Source organism: Rheinheimera lutimaris (genome assembly GCF_013283795.1).
GTDB lineage: Bacteria > Pseudomonadota > Gammaproteobacteria > Enterobacterales > Alteromonadaceae > Alishewanella > Alishewanella lutimaris.
In genome coordinates this window covers 36176-55000 of record NZ_JABSOD010000006.1, presented here as the reverse complement: position 1 = coordinate 55000, position 18825 = coordinate 36176, and the positions used below count along the sequence as shown (strand labels likewise).

Here is an 18825-nt window from a genome sequence, read left to right as displayed (position 1 = left end):
ACTATGTTGAAATTATTGGTTATTGATGACAATCAGCCAATCTGTCAGGCCCTGCAAACGCTGTTTGCCTTGCAGGGTTATCAGGTACTGTGTGCCGGTTCTCCCGAACTGGCCTGGCAACTGTTAAACGAACACAACATCGACCTTATTCTGCAAGATATGAACTTTAGCACCGGCCAGATGCAAGGCGTCCAGGGCAAAACTTTATTTTACCAGCTACGGGAACGGCGCCCGGATATTCCTATCGTATTAATGACAGCCTGGACGCAATTGGAGATGGTAGTCGAACTGGTAAAAGCCGGTGCGACCGACTATATCGCCAAACCGTGGGACGACCAACGCTTGCTGCTTACTGTCGCCAATGCCCTAAAACTTAAACAGCTAACCGAACAGCAGCAACGCATTGAGCAAGCGCGCAGTGCCGCCTTTGCCGGTAAAGACTTATGCGGTTTGGTATTTGCCAGCAGCCAAATGCAGCAATTGCTGCAGATGACTCTGCAATTGGCGCCATCGCAGGCAGCCGTGCTGATCACCGGCCCCAATGGCGCAGGCAAAGAAGGTATTGCCAATGTGTTGCATGCCAACTCACCACGCAAAAATAAGCCGTTTATTAAAGTAAATATGGGCGCCCTACCGGCAGATTTACTGGAAGCGGAGCTGTTTGGCGCTGAGGCCGGTGCCTACAGTGGTGCTAACAAAACCCGCATTGGTCGTTTTGAAGCAGCAGATGGCGGCAGCTTGTTTTTAGATGAAATTGGTAACTTATCCTTGGCTGGTCAAGCTAAGTTATTGCGCGTGCTGCAAACCGGCGAATTTGAACGCTTAGGTTCAAGCCACACACGTAAGGTGGATGTAAGACTGATCAGCGCCACCAACAGCGATTTAGACACTGCTATTGTGCAGGGCCAGTTCCGCCAGGATTTGTACTACCGCGTTAATGTAGTGCAATTGGCTCTGCCGGCGCTCAACGAGCGTCCGGACGATATATTACCGCTGGCACGCTATTTTCTCGCCGGTAAAAAAACGTTAAGCCATGCTGCTGAGCATATACTGTTAAACTACCGCTGGCCCGGCAATGTGCGCGAGCTGCAAAATGTCTGTCAGCGAGCGCTGCTGCTAAGTAGCAGTGATGAAATACAAAGCGCCGATCTGGGTTTAGCGGACACGGTCAGCATAAACAAAAGATCGCTGGATGATATCGACCGTGTTCAGTTAGAACAGGCACTGCTGCAAGCCGGAGGCGTGGTGTCCCGTGCCGCCAGGCAGCTTGGTATCAGCCGCCAGGCATTATACCGACGCATGGAGCATTACGGTATTGATGCGCCCTGACTTACGCTTTAGCAGCCACAGTCGGCTGAACCTGTTGTGTCTGGTACTGACAGTGCTGGCCCTTGCTCTGCAGCATAGCTTTTTCGGCAACAGCCCGGGCATCACTGCCGCAATTTGCAGCGCAGCTATTGGCCTGGCCCTGCTGTTGCACTGGGCAATAACACCACTGAGACTGGAAATACAAGCAATTAACCTGCATGCGCAAAACCTGCAGGATGGCAGTTTTAACACCAGTGCCAATCAACTGACTGTGCACGAACTGCGGCCACTGGCAGACAGTCTGCAGCGGATGTCAGCACAACTGAGGGCTGAGCGAGCAACCTTATACCAACGTGAGCTGTTGCTTGATACTGTGCTGCAGAGCAGCCCCACTGCGCTGCTGCTGACTGACGCAGCTGATACGGTGCTAATGAGCAACGCTGCAGCAAGGCAACTGCTACACGCCAGCAAAGCGTTTGATGGCAGTAAGCTTCACACTATTGCGACTGATAAGCCTGAACTGCATCAGGCACTAATGCGGCAGCAACAGGGGTTGATCCGGTTGGATACCGCTGAGCAAAGCGTCTGGCATTTATCGGTCAGCCAATTTCAACTGAACCAGAAGCTGCACTGGTTATACCTGCTCAAACCGTTAACACGCGAGATTCAGCGCGAAGAGCTGAACGCCTGGAAAAAACTGCTGCGGGTCATCGGCCATGAACTAAACAATACCCTGGCACCGCTTTCATCACTGGCCTTTTCCGGTGGGCAGCTGGCGCAGCAGCAACAGCATAACCAACTGGGCCAGCTGTTTGACACTATCAGCGAGCGCTGTTTGCAGCTGAATCAGTTTGTTCAGGCATATATTGAGTTTGCTAAATTACCACCGCCGCAATTGGCAAACATTAATTGGCCACGTTTGATTAATCAGCTGCAGGATCAGTACGAGTTTGAGTTATTGGGTTGTTTACCTGCAGCAGACTGGCAGGCGGATGCACAGCAACTCATGCAGTTGCTGTTAAACCTGCTGAAAAATGCCCATGAATCAGGCTCAACGCCGGAGCAAATCACTTTAAAACCGGTTGAACACCCTGACAAGTTGTTATTGATCATACAGGACGCCGGAGGCGGTATGAGCGATGAGATATTGCAACACGCTCTGGTGCCGTTTTATACCAATAAAAGCGGTGGCTCCGGCATAGGGCTGACGTTGTGCCGCGATATTATTGAAGCCCACGGCGGCCATATCGGTTTGCGTAACAAGCCACCCGGCCTTGAGGTTACGCTGACTCTGCCACGGCATCAACCACACACGACAGCTTAACCCCCTGCTATTCCCAAGACACCGGACACTGCTTTTTCTGTGCTTTTTGCAGCATTTCCAGCAGCGGCAGCGCACGGGTATTTAAGCTGATCTGCGCTTTGCTGTCTTGCTCACTATCAGCCCGTTCATTGCCGGCTTGTTCGGCTTTAGCCCGATCTTTATCGGCAATGGCCGCCAAACCCTGCTGCAGTTTTGCCAGTGCTGCCGATACGTCCTCTGCATAAAGTGCGGACGGAATTTTATCGTCACGGCCCATCAGCTGCAGTAATTGTACAGCAGCCTCTTTAAAGTAAATTAAATCGCCGCTGGCTTTGGTTTTAAAGGTAACTATCATACAAACTCCGTCCTCAGGCGTAGACTCGGCAAACATTTGCTGCCAAGCTAAACAATAACTTAAGCATAACGTCAAAAGCTTACGCCATGTCAAAATATATACTCGCTATTGATCAGGGTACCACGTCAAGCCGCGCCATAATCTACAATCCGGCACTGCAAGCTATTGCCTCTGCGCAACAAGAACTGCCACTGAGCTATCCGCAGTCCGGCTGGGTTGAGCAAGACCCGGCACAAATTTGGCAAAGTGTCAGCACAAGTATCAGCCTTGCATTACAGCAAGCAAACCTGACACCGGCTGATATCGCCGGTATTGGTATCACTAATCAACGTGAAACCACTGTATTGTGGCACCGCAGCAGCGGTAAGCCGTTATACAACGCTATTGTCTGGCAAGACAGACGTGCGGCAAAGCTCTGCCAGCAGCTGAAAGATGCCGGTCACAACAGCATGCTGCAACAAAAAACCGGTTTATTAGCCGACCCGTACTTTTCTGCCGGCAAACTCAGCTGGCTATTAGATAACCTGCCAACAGCGCGTGCTCTGGCTGAAGCCGGCGAGTTATGTTTCGGCACCATCGACAGCTACCTGCTGTGGCAACTAAGTGGCGGTAAAGTGCATGCCACTGATGCCAGTAATGCCAGCCGTACTTTACTGTTTAATATTCACAGCCAGCAATGGGACAATGAACTGCTGCAGCTGTTTAATGTTCCTGCGGTTATGTTGCCGCAGGTACGCGACAACGCAGCAGAATTCGGCCTGACTGATAACAGAATGTTTGGCGCCGCCGTGCCGCTGCTTGGCATGATTGGCGACCAGCAGGCAGCTTTATTAGGCCAGGCCTGTATCAACGCCGGCATGGTAAAGTGTACCTACGGTACCGGCTGCTTTGCCGTGGTAAATACCGGCGACAAAGTACTGCACAGCGAGCATAAGCTGCTGAGCACCATAGCCTGGCGCTTAAACGGCAATACCACCTATGCGCTGGAGGGCAGTATTTTTATGGCTGGCGCAACCATACAGTGGCTACGCGACCAACTGGGCATTATTCATCAGGCCAGTGACAGTGAGGTGCTGGCAACCGGGATTGATTATCAACAAACCGAGCTGCTTGTGCCCGCCTTTACCGGTCTTGGCACACCACATTGGCAACCGCAGGTAAGGGCAGCATTATTTGGCTTAACCCGCGACAGTGGCCGCACGCAAATAGCGGCGGCGGCACTTCGCAGCGTAGCCTATCAAAGCCGTGATTTACTTATCGCTATGCAACAAGATGGCATCAATGTCAGCAGCTTGCGTGTTGATGGCGGTATGACGGCCAACCGCTGGTTTTTACAAGCACTGGCAGATTTAAGCCAAACAGCAATAACGCGCTGCCATACCACCGATGCCACTGCACTGGGCGCAGCATTTTTGGTAGCGCTGCAGCTGGGATATGTCGATAAGCTGGCAGATATCAACACGATTTGGCACAGTGATTGGCAGTTACAACCTGAGTTGTCACCGACATTGGCCGACGCGTTGTATCAGCGTTGGCAACGTGTTAACGCAGCACTGGTGGCATTGAATATGGCGATAGCGTAATAACCAACACAGCTCTAACCATCAGATTTAGAAAAAGTTTCAATTCAGCGAAAATTAAGCTTGCATAAAAAACCAGCGTTAATTAGAATGCGCACGCTCGAAAGGCAAGTCTCCCGAAAGGGTGTACACGCAAAGCTTCAGGTCTAAGGGTTGCCGTAAAGGCATCTACGATAGCTGGGCTGCCGTCGCTAAGTGCGATGTTTATTCTGCTCTGTCAGAGTTAAACGACATGCCTTATGTCCTTTCGTGTTCTGCAACCACGGTTGCATTAATGATTGTTAATTAACTCACATTTTGGAGCTCGAATATGAAAGCAAAATTTATCACTTTAGCTACTGTTATTGCCGCCACTTCATTTATCAGCGCTCCTGCTGCTGCCAACGATCAATTAGCTCAATCTATCTGCTCTTATGTTGCAGCGGATAGCAAAAACAACCTGCGTAAAACTCTGTCTGATAACCGCTTACGCCTGCGTAACGTATATGACGGTATTGTATGTGACGGTTTACCACTGGTTCGCCATGCAATTAAACACAATGCTGCAGACGCTGCCGGCTTTATCATCAGCCAGCTACCTGGCAGCCAGGTTGCCGCTTCAGGTGACATAGAGTGGGCTACCAGCAACGGTTTCGGCACGTCACCAATTATCGCTGCAATTAAAGAACGTAGCGCAAGCTAATATCCTGATTCTGAAATAAGGCGCCCGTGTGGCGCCTTATTTGTTTTTATACGACTACTTATATGACGTGAAAAAGTTACGCCTTTAACACAAAACAATGCTGTTTAACATGCTCTGCTATACCAACACCGGCTTCAGCCATGGTTAAATAGGTTTGGTCGGCACCGGCAGCAATAATATCGCGCGCTTCATCATCATGCATACTGTGCGACACGATAAAGCCGCCAAAACCGGCATTGCGCAGTTTTTTTGCGGCGATCATTTTAGCTTCTACATCGTTCATGCTTAAAATCACCGCTTCAACATTGCCAAAATCCAGCCCTTGCCAAAACACCTGATCTTCAGCGTCGGCATAGAAAATATTAATACCTTTTTGCTGATGTTCGGCGACTTTGGCCGGGTCCGAATCCATCGCAATAATTTTACGACTGCTTGATAAATAATTATAGGCCGCAGTTCCGGTTCGCCCCATGCCCATAATCAACACATCAGCATCCCCAAGTGATACCGGTTGTTCATCCGGGTGATGGATATTGCGTTCAAACTTCAGCAAACGGTTGCAAAGCTTTTCGTATAACGGGTGTGCCATACGATTTAGCGGCGCTGAAATAACAAAAGAAATAGCTACCGTTAACGCCAGTGGGATCAACCATTCGGGTAGAACCACGCTGGCGACGATCAAACCAAACTCGCTGTAATTAGTCAGGCTTAAACTGGCCAGGAAAGCACTGCGTGCCCGCAGCTTAAACATAATAAGCAACAAGAAAAACAGCAGCGCTTTAACCGGTAGCAACAGCGACATAACACCGGCAAATAGCCATGCATTAGCATCCGGCAAACCATCAATACCAATTTGCAAAAAGAAGCCCACCAGAAAAAACTCTTTAATGCTCCAAAGCGACTTAGACAACTCGCCGGCACGGGCATGCCTGGCCAACATAGCACCAAACACCAGCGCACCTAACTCGGAGCTTAAACCTACCAGTTCAAAGCCCTGGCCACCAATTACCAGTGCCAGCAGTAAACCAAACAGGATCAATAAGTCTTCATGACCACTGGCATCAAGTAATTTGTAAAGCAACGGCCGCAGTAGCGGTAAGCCAAACACCAGCAGCGCCCAGGGCGATGGTGTCGTACCGTTGGCCAGGCTCATTACCAGCAATGCCAATAAGTCCTGCATAATGAGAATACCAATAGCTACCCGACCATGAAAAGCACGAATTTCACGCTTGCCTTCCAATACTTTGGCCGCCAGCACTGTGCTGGAAAACGCCAATGCGACTGCCAGCATCAACGCCTGATACCAACTGACATCGAAAATAAATAATACGGCCGGCAGCGTTAAAATAATCGACAGCGCAAAATGCAGCATACTACCGCCGAGCACTTCCGGTTTACCTAAGCTGCGTACATTCAGCTTTAAACCAACAGTAAACAACAGTAATAACACACCCAAATGCGCCACATGATGAATAATCTGATTACCCTCTTGCGGCAAGCTCAGATCTGATGCCGTAGCCGAAATAACAAAACCAGCCAGCAAATAGCCAATCAACGGCGGTAAGCCGATAGCGCGAACCAACAAACCTAAAGAAAACGCAAAGCCAATCCATACAGCTTCAAGCATATGACGGATCCATTTTTATAATGTTATTCAACATACTAACGCACTTTTGTTGTAGCTGCATTAATGTGGATCATCAATGTCCGCCACGGTTGGGGCTTTATTGTCGTCTTTGCGTCGGTTAAACAAATTACCGTTACTGCGATTCAACCACTCTTTGTATGTACGGTGCACACCACGGCGCATAGCCGATGACGAATTCTCCAGCATATCTATGCCCACCAGCACAGCGACAACCAATAACGACAATTTTATTGCCACTAAATCTTCACCGATACCAATACATACACCCACCGCAGCTAACACCCATATGGTGGCAGCAGATGTTACCCCTAACACCATACCATCGCGCGCCAGCATCACACCGGCCCCCAGAAAACCGACACCGGTTATTACCTGACCAATAATACGCGATGGATCGGTCATGCTGCTGTTTACCGACATAGAGGCGGCGATAAACACATAGGTACCCAACACAATTAAAATAGAGGTGCGGATGCCGGCCGGCTTGCCACGCAGTTGCCGCTCCAGGCCGATAATAAAACCACACAGCACCGCAGTGCCAAGCTCTGCCCAGGCAAAAGGGGCGATATTCAGTAGTAACTGCCAGTCCAACATATACCGTCCTTTAACGTAAACGTGCTGCTACTTTGGCCGCTTGCCATTCCGCTTGCGTGATCGGACTGGTCGGGCCTTCCTGTTCAGTTGTAGCATATTGTTTTCTCAGCGCAACCTTTTGCAATATAGCGGCATTTTCAGCGTCGTTGCGCAGGTTCCAGTCAACTATTTCAGTTATATGACGGTAGCAACCCACACAAACCTTATCAACATTCAAACGACACGCTGCCACACAGGGCGATTCCACCACCTTTAACTCCTGATTTTATCGGTTTAAGCCGCAATTTTACCGCAATCCTGCAGTGAATAGCTTAACTAAGCCGTCAGTTTATGCCAATCTGGAGCCGTCTAATAACAACTATCATAAGAAAATACAGGAACCCGCGGATGAACCTACTAAAACCAAGCCTTATTGCGCTAGCCATTGGCAGTTTTGCTCTGCAAGCCGACACCACAGCAGAGAATAAAGAAACAGCATGGGATGTCACTGCACCAAAAGGTCTGTTTGAGACGGTCAATATTAACGTTACGCAAGGCAGCTGGATGAACGTTGATATCAGCCCGGATGGTAAAGCCATCGTATTCGACCTGTTGGGCGATATTTATACGATGCCGGTAAGCGGTGGTAAAGCCACCTTGCTCAGCGGCGACATTGGCTGGCAAATGCAGCCAACCTTCAGCCCGGATGGTAAATATATTGCTTATACCAGCGATGAAGGCGGCGGTGACAATATTTGGCTGATGAATGCCGACGGCAGCGAACCACGAGCAGTCACTAATGAAACCTTTCGGCTGTTAAACAGCCCTGCGTGGAGCCCGGATGGCGAATTTATTGTCGCACGTAAACATTTCACTGCCGGCCGCTCATTAGGCGCCGGTGAAATTTGGCAATATCATAAAACCGGTGGCAACGGCATTATGCTAACCGAACGGCCGAATGATCAAAAAGATTTGGGCGAACCGGCGTTTTCACCCGACGGTAAATACATTTACTTTTCGCAGGACGATACGCCTGGCAAAACCTTTCACTACAGCAAAGACTCAGAAAGCGGCATTTATAAGATTAAACGTTTTGAGCGCGAAACAGGCAAATGGGACGTGGTACTGGATGGCGCCGGCGGCGCTATTCGCCCTACACCATCACCGGATGGTAAATATCTGGCCTATATTCGCCGGGTCGATTTTCAAAGCACACTGTTTTTGTACGACTTACACAGCGGCGAACATATCAAACTGTATGATGGCTTAGACCGTGATATGCAGGAAACCTGGGCCATTCATGGTGTTTACCCAACACTGGCCTGGACACCGGATAACAAAAGCCTGTTGTTTTGGGCCGGTGGCGAAATTAAACGCTTAACCCTTGCCGATAAAAAAGTCGCCACGGTGCCGTTTAGTGTCAGCACTGACAAGCAAATTCAAACAGCGGTGCGGGTAAAACAAGATATCGACAAAGAGCAGTTCGATACCAAAATGCTGCGCTTTGTCCAGGTATCACCTGATGGCAAACAAGCAGTATTCAGCGCCCTGGGTCATTTGTATATCACCGATGTGACTAACCCGAAACCAAAGCGCTTAACCAAACAAAGCACCGACTTTGAATATTACCCTCAGTTCTCCCGTGACGGTAAAGAGCTGGTGTATGTCAGCTGGAATGACAATACTCAGGGTGCCGTGAATATTCTTAACTTGCGCAACGGCCGCATCAACAAACTGACCACTGAGCCTGGTAAATATGTTGAACCGGCGTTCAGCCCGGATGGCAAAACTGTGGTGTATCGTAAGACTGGTGGCGACAGCCTGCTGCCGCGGCAATGGTCGCTTAACACCGGTTTGTACAAAATCAGCAGCAAAGGCGGCACGCCTGAGCTTATCAGCCGCAACGGCAACACGCCCATGTTTGGTGCCGGTAACGATGCCGTATACGCGATGGACTATGGCAAAGCACCCGCGCTTATTCGTATTGACTTAACCAAACATACTCAACAAACACTGTATACCGCTAAATTCGGCACTGAATTTAAACTGTCGCCGGACGGTAAATATCTGGCCTTTGCCGATCGTTTTAAAATCTTTGTTACGCCCTTTACCGAGCGTGGCAGCGCTATTGATATCAGTGGCTCAGATAAACAATTTCCGGTAAAGCAGCTGTCGGTGCGCGCCGGTGAATATATCAGTTGGAGTGGCGACAGCCGCCACCTTTACTGGAGTTTGGGTCCTGAATTGTATCATGCCGGTATCGACGGCTTATTCGATTTTAGTGAAAAAACTGATTTCGCTGCCAAAAACGGCGTAAATCTGGGCTTTAGCGCACCAGCTGACATCCCTCGGGGCACTGTGGCTTTTATTGGCGGCCAGATAATAACCATGAACGGCGACGAAGTGATTCAGGACGGCGTAGTGCTGGTTGAAAACAATAAAATTAAAGCCGTAGGTAAACGCGGCGAAGTGGCCGTCCCCCGCAACGCTGAAGTGTTTGATATCAGTGGTAAAACTATTATGCCGGGTTTATTTGATGCCCATGCCCATAGCAGTCAGGGCAGCAATCAGTTGATCCCACAGCAAAACTGGCAAAACTATGCCTCACTGGCGTTTGGCGTTACAGCCATTCATGACCCGTCGAACGACACCCGCGAAGTCTTCGCCGCCAGCGAAATGCAGCAAGCCGGCCGTATTGCCGGACCACGTATTTTCTCTACCGGTACTATTTTGTATGGTGCCGAGGGCGCCGGTTATACCTCGCATATCGATAGCCTGGATGATGCCAAATTTCACCTGGAACGCTTACAAAAAGCCGGCGCCTTTAGCGTCAAAAGCTATAACCAGCCAAGGCGCAACCAACGCCAACAGGTAATACAAGCAGCGCGGGAATTGAATATGCTGGTGGTACCGGAAGGTGGTTCATTAATGCAACATAACCTGACGATGATTGTTGATGGCCACACCACCATCGAGCATGCGCTGCCGGCCGCCAAAGTGTATGACGATATCAAGCAGCTTTGGCAAGCCAGTAAAACAGCTTACACACCGACACTGGTGGTAGCCTACGGCGGTATTTGGGGCGAAAACTACTGGTACGATAAAACGGAAGTGTGGAAACACCCGAAAATGCGCACCTATGTGCCGATGGATGAGCTGGCACCACGCAGCATGCGCCGCCCTACCGCACCAGAGCACCATTACAACCATTTTAATGTGGTAAAAACCGCCAAAGAACTGAGCGATCTTGGTGTTGTGGCGAATATCGGCGCCCATGGCCAACGTGAGGGCTTAGGTGCACACTGGGAAATGTGGATGTTTGCCCAAGGCGGCATGAGTGCGCTGGAAGCGTTAAAAACTGCCACCATTAACCCAGCGAAAACCTTCGGCATGGACCATCAGTTGGGCTCACTTGAAGCCGGCAAACTGGCTGATTTAATCGTTATCGACGGCAATCCGTTAGAGGATATCCGCGTTAGCGACCGCGTAACACACACTATGGTGAACGGTCGCTTGTTTGATGCCAACAGCTTAAATGAAATTGGCCTGCGTGAACGTAAACGCGCACCGTTTGAGTTTGAACCCCAATAAGCTCTTGCAGAGTAAAAAGCCTGTTGTATTGACAGGCTTATACTGTTGTTTGGATTAGTAAATATTCACGTTTCTTCTATTGAAACAATATGCACTTTGCTTTATCTTAAATTTTTATCAAATAAAAAACTAGGAGTTAACGTGCGTTATTTAGGTGTTGCTTTTACATTGTTAATATTGACAGGCTGTGCATCAACAGAAGTGAGCTCAACGGATCCTGCGCCCGCATCAGCTGACAGAATTTCGACAACACAAACAGCTGAGCAATCGGTTCAGCAAACAGAGACATCAGACGAAAAATTGGTATGTCGGTATGAAAAAACAATTGGCTCTAACAAAAAAGTACGCACCTGTCGTAAAGTGTCCGGCACTTAATAAAATTTAAAAAAGTGGACATAGTGCGAAAAAGCTTGTCAGTCGACGAGCTTTTTTATGTGCTGTATCAATTTATAACAACGGTGAGTTACCTATACTGACAATATTTGTAATTTAGTTCATTAAGGATCCTTGGTGCCGTTATTGCAGCAGTTTCTGCATCAGTTTATCCATGCTCTGAAAAACCTGCTGCCGATAGTGGTTGTAGTGCTGTTTTTTCAACTGGCAATTTTTCAAACCCTGCCACCTGAGCCGCTTAGTATTATTATTGGCCTGCTGATTGTTGCTATTGGTATAGCACTGTTTTTGCTCGGACTTGAGCTGAGCATCTTCCCGGTGGGTAAAAACCTGGCCAATCAGTTTGCCCGTAAAGGCTCCCTGCCCTTATTACTGCTATTTGGCTTTGCCATTGGCTTTGCCGCCGTCATTGCCGAGCCGGCATTAATTGCTGTGGCACAACAAGCACAACTTATCAGTGAAGGCCGCGTCGATGGTTTAACATTACGCTTAGTTGTGGCCTGCTCAGTTGGCGCTGTGATGGCGCTGGGCGTACTGCGCATTATTCTTGGCTGGCCTATCCATTGGCTGATGATTGGCGGCTATATCATAGTGCTGACGGTAACCTTTTTTGCCCCGGCCGAGATTGTTGGCCTTGCATATGACTCCGGCGGCGTTACTACCAACATTGTTACTGTGCCGCTGATTGCAGCATTGGGGCTGGGACTTGCCAGTTCAATTAAAGGCCGCAACCCGCTGATGGACGGCTTTGGCTTAGTAGCATTAGCGGTTATGGTGCCGATGATCAGCGTGCAGTTATATGGTATTTGGGTTTACAACTTTAGCAATGCCGTAGCGATAACCGCGGTAGCCGCAAATAACCAGCCGGTATTCTGGCTACTCAAAGCCATTATTGATTTGGCTACCATGGTAAAAGACATTTTACCGATGATACTGGTGGTGCTGATATTCCAATATTTGATTTTGCGCCGGCCGCTGGCCAACCCTGTTAAAGTAGTAGTAGGTTTTAGCATGGTGCTGCTGGGTTTATATGCATTTGTACTGGGATTAAAACTGGGCTTATTTCCGGTTGGCAGCCTGATGGCAGAGCAACTGATTGCCAAAAACTACAATAGTCTGATTTTATTGTTTGCGTTTTTAATTGGTTTTGCCACTACTATGGCAGAACCGGCACTGATAGCCATCGGCGAACAGGCCGAACAGGCCTCCCCTGGTAAACTAAAAGGCTCAGTGATCCGCCTTATTGTAGCGCTTGGGGTTGCCGTGGGTATTACCGTTGGCGTTTACCGTATTATCAGCGGTGATTCAATTCATTATTACATTATGGCCGGTTACGTCATCGTTGTGCTGCTGACAGCACTTGCACCACGCTATATTATCGCGCTGGCGTTTGACCTGGGTGGCGTGACCACCTCAGAAGTTACCGTACCATTGGTTACCGCTCTGGGTATAGGCCTTGCCAGCTCTATTGAAGGTCGTAACGTACTGATTGATGGCTTTGGTCTGATTGCCTTTGCGTCTATATTCCCTATTATCACTGTGATGCTGTATGCCATCGTAGTGGAGTACTTAAATCCCCGCAGGAGTGCAATTCCATGAAATTTTCTATCGTAGTAGCTATTACACCGGAAGAACTTGAACAACACGCCATAGAAGCGGCGCATCAAGCAGGAGCCGCTGGCATTACCCTGCTAAATGGTCGCGGTATCGGCGCAAAAACTAAGAAAACCTTTTTTGGTATGACATTTGAAGGCAGTCAGTCGGTGTTGCTAATGGTGGTCGCCAAAAGCCTTGCAGAGCCTGTTCTTAACGCCATGCATAACCTGCTAGTAACTGATGGTGACTCACGTGGCCTGGCATTTAGCCTGCCGATAGAACATCTGACAGGTATAGATTTAAGCCAGTTGGAGCAATTTGAACAACGACTGGTACAAAATAAAGACACTAATAGCTGAGTAATATATGCAGCTGGTTGCGCAAATTTTCAGCTTCCTGGCTATCAAACGGCAGTATCAGGTCCTGTTTACCATTGCCGGTTAAATCCATTACCCTCACCTTGCGCGCATCACGCGGTAAATCCAGTTTCAGTCTTTCACTGCGCCGGCTGAATAAACGTTTGTCATCATGCTGATAAACCTTCAGCTGGCTTAGCCCTTCGCCAATTAGTAACGCCTTAAAACCATCGCCGTTAATATCAGCAAGTTGAAACAGCGGCATATCGTAGCGCAGGTTGCCTATGCTTACGTCGATGGTCGCTTGTTGGCGAAAATCGGCTTTTTGCGAATACTGTCGCTGTGCATTGAGTAAGTAAAAATCGATATCTAAGTTAGCGCTGCCACGCAGCAACACCCGGATAATAGTGCCTACACCAAAATGCGTACTGGGGATATAAAAGTCTTTGCGACCATCATTGTTAAAATCGTCTATTACTACATCTATCGGCGAAGTATCAGTGGTAATTAAGGTATCCGGCTCAGCATTAAAACTCAGGCCCTGTTCGCTGCGGCGGCCAAAATGGATGCGAAAACTGTTATTACGCTCCAATGCATCGGCCAGTTGCTCGCGATTAATAACCAGGTCCGGCACACCATCGCCATCAAGATCCGTAAGTTCGCGCAAGGTATCAATATTCTGCCCGCTGTAACTGCGCCCGGCATCGTTACGCTGATCAGCTTCCTGTTCAGTAGATAACAGCTGCGGCCAGTCCATTACCCGGGGTTCAGTACTGAAGCTGCCATCTGCCTGTTGCAAAAAAGCCTGAAACTTGCCTTGCCATACAAACAGCAAATCCGGCTTTTTATCCAGATTTACATCAACAATGTAGTGCTTACGCGGCGTATAATCGGGGCTGCTGCGCCAGCTTTGCACCAATGCCGGAATTTGCAGCGCATAATGCGTAAAACTGCCATCAGCTTGCTGGCGATAAAGGTGCGTGTGTTGAAAATCAGCAATTAAAAAGTCACTTAAACCAGAACCCAGTTCAACAACAAAATTTGCACTGCGCAAACGGTTTTGGTCCAGTACGCGGTATAACGAATCTGAGGCGACAATACGCTGCGCATAGCTGGCATCTTTACTTAAGCGGCTAACGCCGCCCAAGCCTAAAAACACCAGTTGCTCACCGGGTTCACCCGCCAATACGGCAGCACTGAAAAACTGTGCATCGTCCGGTACCGGCAACATCCGGCTACTGTAATCCGTTAAATCTACCAAACTCAGCCAACGGGCAAACTGGCTATAACCGGACGCCAATAGCTGATTACGACCTGCCAACTGCAGCATATCGCCGTTGGGCGGATGTGGCAGGTTAATTGTTTTCAGCTCACTGCCCGTAGCAAATGCTTTGCCGGTCACGCTTAGCAGCAATAACAATACACAACACCTAAAATACTTCACGGTCAATGGCATCCCTGATAATTCATTGAGCAAAATTAACGTACAATCAACACTTTTGGTTCACTGCACTGCAGGGTAAAACCTTTAGCAAATCTTGTCCAGCCGGCTGGTGACGGTGTCTGCTGCCGCCGTAAGGATTGTTTTGCCCCCGCCGGTTCAGCAACATCAATAAAGCAAAAAGCCGGCAATTTGCCGGCTTTTCGTAGGAGCGAAGCTTTAGCTGACAGTATTAACGGGCGTTAGTACTTTCAAAAATTTTATCCGCAGATGCGGCAACAAAGCCGGTATACAGCATGCCGTTGGTCATCGGGTAACGACGGGCAAACTCATAGAAGCAGCTTGGAATGGTTGCGACAACATCGCTAAACTGTACCGGATGCAAATCGGCCAATGTCGATGACTGCTCTAAATACACCTCTGGCGTGCCTTTAATTTCGCCGCCTGAGGTATTTAACAGAAAGCCGGCGTCTTTCAGTGTATTGTTTACCTGCTCTAAGCTGGCGAAGCTTTGTAAATCATTCACACTTACTGTGAAGTGGTTAGCGCGATAGCCCCAGGCTGATACCCAGGCAGCATATTCGCTTTCTGCTAACAGTTTCTCGTAGGTTGCCTGGCTTACCTGCCAGTGTGTACCGCTATACAGGAAGTTATCTGCCGTAACAGCTTCAGCCGGAATTTGCTCAACCAGCGCGGTAATGGTGTCGCGCAAATAAGCCGAACATTTATCTAACAGCAGTTCAGAGATAAATACCTTGGGCAAGCTGCGATCCGGGTGTTCATAGTGCTTGGCGTACAGCTTTTTTGCCTCAAAATGGTATTCACCGCACTCTTCATAGCCCAGCGCTTTAAAATGCGCCGCCAATTTTTCCAGGCCAACCTTTTCGAGGTTAAAGGTACGCAGCGCGATATGATCGTTTATCACATCATCCTGCTGCGAGCTGCCGAGTAACTGGTGTACTTGTTTGGCAGAAGGAGTCACCGCTACATAGTCTTGCCACAGGTTGGCAAACAACACTTTTACATCAGTATGCATTTTTAATCCGCCTTAACATTTACCGGTTAATACTTGTTTGGCCCTCAGGCCTTATCTAACACTATAAATCTTGCCATATCGCCATCGTGCAGGCGCAGTGTATCGGCAAATTCTGCACTTAGCAGCAACAGCTGCTGATCTGCATCAAACTTTGCCTGTTTACCAAAGCTGGCGCGAAAGCCTTGCAGTTGGGTATTCGCCACGGCCAGCGTTTGCTCACCTTGCACATCGGCGATTTTAACTTTGACTTTCTGACTGGCCGCCACCGATTTAATCTGGTTTAAGCGCGCCTCAACCGTAGGGCCGGCGTCAAATAAGTCGATATAACCACGATGGGTAAAGCCTTCGCCTTCCAGCATCTTCAGTGCCGGCCTGGTGTTTTGATGCACCTGACCAATGACATCCTGAGCGGCCTGTGGCAGTAAACCGACGTAAATCGGATGACGCGGCATCAGCTCGGCAATAAAGGCTTTTTTACCCACACCAATCAGGTGATCGGCGGTGGGGAAATCAATGGTTAAAAACAGCTGCTGCAGCCAGTGCCAAAACGGCGGCTGGCCATCACTGTCTGCCGCACCGCGCATCTCGGCAATTACCCGGTCGCTAAAGCGTTGCGGGTGCTCGGCCATAAACAAAAACCGCACCTTGGATAAAAACCGGCCAGCGTGATTACGCCGGTAGCTTTCACGCAAAAACAGCGTACAAATTTCTGACGCGCCGGTGTAGTCGTTACACAGCGTCAGGGTTTTTAACTGGTTAAATACGTTTAACTCAGCGCTGTGGTGAATAACGGTATTCTGCTGAAAGTGATACAGCGGCGTGCTTAAACCCACCGCAGCCTCAATACCGGTAGTACCGACAATTTCACCGGTTTGGCTATCTTCCAGCACAAATAAGTAACCCTGATCGCCCGGGCCATCCACCTTAGCAGCGAAGCTGTGCTCGGCATGGTCAATTTTTTGCTTTAAACGCACATCGTTTACCGGCAACGAGGTAAAACCCGCACCGGATTCAATAGCAATGTGCTTTAGTGCAGCAAAATCCGCTGCCGTTATCGGCCGGATAACTAACATGGCTTATGCCTTCACTAGTTGAGCTACAGCGCGCTCAAAGCGGGCCAAGCCTTCAACAATATCGGCATCAGGGATAACCAGTGACGGCGCAAAACGCACTACGCTGGTACCGGCAACCAGTGCCATTAAGCCCTGATCTGCGGCCGCTAACATAACATCACGCGCCTTACCGGCGTAATCGCTGTTTAATACCGCACCAATTAATAAACCGGCACCGCGCACTTCGCTAAATACATGGTATTTTTCGTTAATGGCGTTAAGGCCATCTTTAAACAGCTGCGCTTTGGCTTTAACGCCATTTAGCACTGCCGGGGTATTTACGGTGTTAACTGCCGCTAAAGCAACCGCACAGGCCAGCGGGTTGCCGCCATAGGTAGAACCATGGGTACCCACGACCAGATGTTTGGCAATCTCAGTTGTGGTTAACATAGCGCCAATCGGAAAACCGCCGCCCAGCGCTTTGGCTGTCGTCAGAATATCCGGCGTGACGCCATACCCCATATAGGCATACAGCTCACCGGTACGGCCAACGCCGGTTTGCACTTCATCGAAAATCAGCAGTGCATTGTGCGCATCGCACAGCTCACGTACGCCCTTAATAAAGTCTGCCGTGGCCGGCATAACACCGCCCTCGCCCTGCACCGGCTCAACCATTACCGCACAAGTGTTTGCGTTAATCAGTGCTTTTACGCTGTCCAGGTTGTTAAATTCGCCATGTACTATGGCTTCCGGCTTAGGGCCGAAACCATCTGAGTACGCCGGCTGGCCACCAACAGTAACGGTAAAGAAAGTACGGCCATGGAAGCCTTGTTTAAAGGCGATAATCTGGTTTTTCTGCTCACCGTATTTATCTTTGGCAAAGCGGCGTGCCAGTTTTAATGCCGCTTCGTTGGCTTCAGCACCAGAGTTAGCAAAATAGACTTTTTCAGCAAAGGTAGCATCGACCAGCGCTTTGGCTAACAGCAGGGCCGGCTCGTTGGTCATTACGTTGGACAAATGCCACAGCTTGTCAGCCTGGTCTTTTAAGGCTGTGACTAACGCCGGATGACAATGGCCTAAACAATTTACGGCAATACCGCCGGCAAAATCGATAAACTCTGTACCGTTCTGATCCCAAACACGAGAGCCTTCGCCTTTTACCGGAATAATCTTTGACGGCGCATAGTTTGGCACCATCACATCATCGAATAAGCTTCTTGAAACCTGCATAAACTACCTCTCAGTTGCTGTAGGGGTGGCCTGCCTTTATAAATTTACGTAGTGGCGGGTCCGGATAAATTTAACCTTATTATATTGCTGTCACTCGCCACATTGCAGTATCATTATCATCAATTTACAAAGTCAAAGCTGCAATTTAACGGAAGAGGTTGTCAAAATGATAAGCAAGGAAGATGAAAAGCTGTTAGCGGTACTAAAACACCATGCCCGCGCCAGTATTTCGGATTTAGCGCGGATGCTGGATTTATCCCGCTCGACGGTACAAACCCGCATCGCAAAACTCGAGCAAAGCGGCGTAATTAAAGGCTATTCGGTCGATTACGGTGAAGACTATCTGGCCTCACTGGTGTCGGCCCATGTCAGCATTAAAGTGCGGCAGAAACTCACCGCCAAAACCAACGTTGAGCTAAAGCAAATTGCTCAAGTCTCGGCGCTGTACGCCATCAGCGGCGAGTACGATCTTATCGCCATAGTGCAGGCGCAAAGCACCGAGCAACTCAGCCATATCCTTGATGATATAGGCAATTTAGACGGCGTAGAGCGCACTAACTCCTCGGTCATTCTGGAAACCAAGTTTAAACGTTAAAGTGATAAATAAAGAAACTTATGGATAACAAGTTGTAAATAAAACTTGCTGTAGTCATAACCACGTTTTAAAATTCGTGTAATTTA

17 protein-coding genes and 1 riboswitch are annotated in these 18825 nt (G+C 49.0%); of the genes, 9 read left to right on the top strand and 8 right to left on the bottom strand.

The genetic code is table 11. The features are described from left to right. Positions 1 to 3: 3 nt before the first annotated feature. Both HRH59_RS07625 and HRH59_RS07620 read left to right on the top strand, forming a co-directional pair. A complete protein-coding gene (locus HRH59_RS07625; protein WP_173500684.1) occupies positions 4 to 1329 on the top strand; it encodes a sigma-54-dependent transcriptional regulator in 1326 nt (441 codons plus the stop codon). Next, positions 1253 to 2632, top strand: a complete 1380-nt coding sequence (locus HRH59_RS07620) for a sensor histidine kinase (protein WP_331460159.1) — start codon at positions 1253 to 1255, stop codon at positions 2630 to 2632. Before HRH59_RS07625 ends, HRH59_RS07620 begins: the two co-directional genes overlap by 77 nt. A gap of 7 nt (positions 2633 to 2639) precedes the next feature. On the opposite strand, the gene HRH59_RS07615 is transcribed toward HRH59_RS07620, so the two are convergent. Then, positions 2640 to 2966: a DUF1840 domain-containing protein gene (locus HRH59_RS07615; RefSeq protein WP_173500683.1), complete on the bottom strand. Its 327-nt coding sequence runs from the start codon at positions 2964 to 2966 to the stop codon at positions 2640 to 2642. Between the two features lie 86 nt (positions 2967 to 3052). On the opposite strand from HRH59_RS07615, the gene glpK reads away from it, so the two are divergent. Together glpK and HRH59_RS07605 are read left to right on the top strand one after the other, a co-directional pair. Further along, positions 3053 to 4549: a glycerol kinase GlpK gene (gene glpK, locus HRH59_RS07610; RefSeq protein ID WP_173500682.1), complete on the top strand. Its 1497-nt coding sequence runs from the start codon at positions 3053 to 3055 to the stop codon at positions 4547 to 4549. A gap of 93 nt (positions 4550 to 4642) precedes the next feature. Then, positions 4643 to 4736, top strand: a riboswitch (cyclic di-GMP riboswitch). A gap of 120 nt (positions 4737 to 4856) precedes the next feature. Then, complete coding sequence (locus HRH59_RS07605; RefSeq protein WP_173500681.1) at positions 4857 to 5228, top strand: DUF3718 domain-containing protein; 372 nt, start codon at positions 4857 to 4859, stop codon at positions 5226 to 5228. Positions 5229 to 5304: 76 nt separating this feature from the next. Here the strand turns inward: HRH59_RS07605 and HRH59_RS07600 are convergent, their stop codons facing one another. The 3 genes from HRH59_RS07600 to HRH59_RS07590 are packed head-to-tail and all read right to left on the bottom strand — an operon-like array spanning position 5305 to position 7720. Next, the gene (locus HRH59_RS07600) at positions 5305 to 6855 is read right to left on the bottom strand and encodes a cation:proton antiporter family protein (RefSeq protein ID WP_173500680.1); all 1551 of its coding nucleotides are present in this window, start codon (positions 6853 to 6855) and stop codon (positions 5305 to 5307) included. Between the two features lie 60 nt (positions 6856 to 6915). Beyond that, a complete protein-coding gene (locus tag HRH59_RS07595; RefSeq protein WP_173500679.1) occupies positions 6916 to 7470 on the bottom strand; it encodes an MgtC/SapB family protein in 555 nt (184 codons plus the stop codon). A 10-nt stretch (positions 7471 to 7480) separates the two neighbouring features. Continuing rightward, positions 7481 to 7720, bottom strand: a complete 240-nt coding sequence (locus tag HRH59_RS07590) for a DUF1289 domain-containing protein (RefSeq protein WP_173500678.1) — start codon at positions 7718 to 7720, stop codon at positions 7481 to 7483. A gap of 137 nt (positions 7721 to 7857) precedes the next feature. Between HRH59_RS07590 and HRH59_RS07585 the strand changes: the two genes are divergently transcribed. From HRH59_RS07585 to HRH59_RS07570, 4 genes are all read left to right on the top strand, one after another. Next, on the top strand, positions 7858 to 11040 hold the full coding sequence (locus HRH59_RS07585; protein ID WP_173500677.1) for an amidohydrolase family protein: 3183 nt from the start codon (positions 7858 to 7860) through the stop codon (positions 11038 to 11040). Positions 11041 to 11085: 45 nt separating this feature from the next. After that, a complete protein-coding gene (locus HRH59_RS07580) occupies positions 11086 to 11415 on the top strand; it encodes a hypothetical protein (protein ID WP_173500676.1) in 330 nt (109 codons plus the stop codon). Positions 11416 to 11550: 135 nt separating this feature from the next. After that, positions 11551 to 13032 carry a DUF1538 domain-containing protein gene (locus HRH59_RS07575; protein WP_173500675.1) on the top strand — a complete coding sequence of 494 codons (1482 nt, stop codon included), beginning with the start codon at positions 11551 to 11553 and terminating at the stop codon, positions 13030 to 13032. After that, positions 13029 to 13388 (top strand): P-II family nitrogen regulator, encoded by a 360-nt coding sequence (locus tag HRH59_RS07570; RefSeq protein WP_173500674.1) that lies wholly within the window; start codon positions 13029 to 13031, stop codon positions 13386 to 13388. The genes HRH59_RS07575 and HRH59_RS07570 overlap by 4 nt, the downstream gene beginning before the upstream one ends. Here HRH59_RS07570 and HRH59_RS07565 read toward each other — a convergent pair. The 4 genes from HRH59_RS07565 to HRH59_RS07550 form a co-directional block, all read right to left on the bottom strand. Further along, complete coding sequence (locus tag HRH59_RS07565; RefSeq protein WP_331460158.1) at positions 13378 to 14829, bottom strand: FG-GAP repeat domain-containing protein; 1452 nt, start codon at positions 14827 to 14829, stop codon at positions 13378 to 13380. The two genes, HRH59_RS07570 and HRH59_RS07565, sit on opposite strands and share 11 nt — an antisense overlap. 229 nt (positions 14830 to 15058) lie before the next feature. Beyond that, positions 15059 to 15862 carry a DUF1338 domain-containing protein gene (locus HRH59_RS07560; RefSeq protein ID WP_173500672.1) on the bottom strand — a complete coding sequence of 268 codons (804 nt, stop codon included), beginning with the start codon at positions 15860 to 15862 and terminating at the stop codon, positions 15059 to 15061. 44 nt (positions 15863 to 15906) lie between these two features. Further along, positions 15907 to 16935, bottom strand: coding sequence for an arginine N-succinyltransferase (gene astA / locus HRH59_RS07555; protein WP_173500671.1), 1029 nt, complete (start codon positions 16933 to 16935; stop codon positions 15907 to 15909). A 3-nt stretch (positions 16936 to 16938) separates the two neighbouring features. After that, complete coding sequence (locus tag HRH59_RS07550) at positions 16939 to 18144, bottom strand: aspartate aminotransferase family protein (RefSeq protein ID WP_173500670.1); 1206 nt, start codon at positions 18142 to 18144, stop codon at positions 16939 to 16941. 64 nt (positions 18145 to 18208) lie between these two features. On the opposite strand from HRH59_RS07550, the gene HRH59_RS07545 reads away from it, so the two are divergent. Then, positions 18209 to 18739, top strand: a complete 531-nt coding sequence (locus tag HRH59_RS07545) for an Lrp/AsnC family transcriptional regulator (protein ID WP_456239047.1) — start codon at positions 18209 to 18211, stop codon at positions 18737 to 18739. Positions 18740 to 18825: the final 86 nt, after the last annotated feature.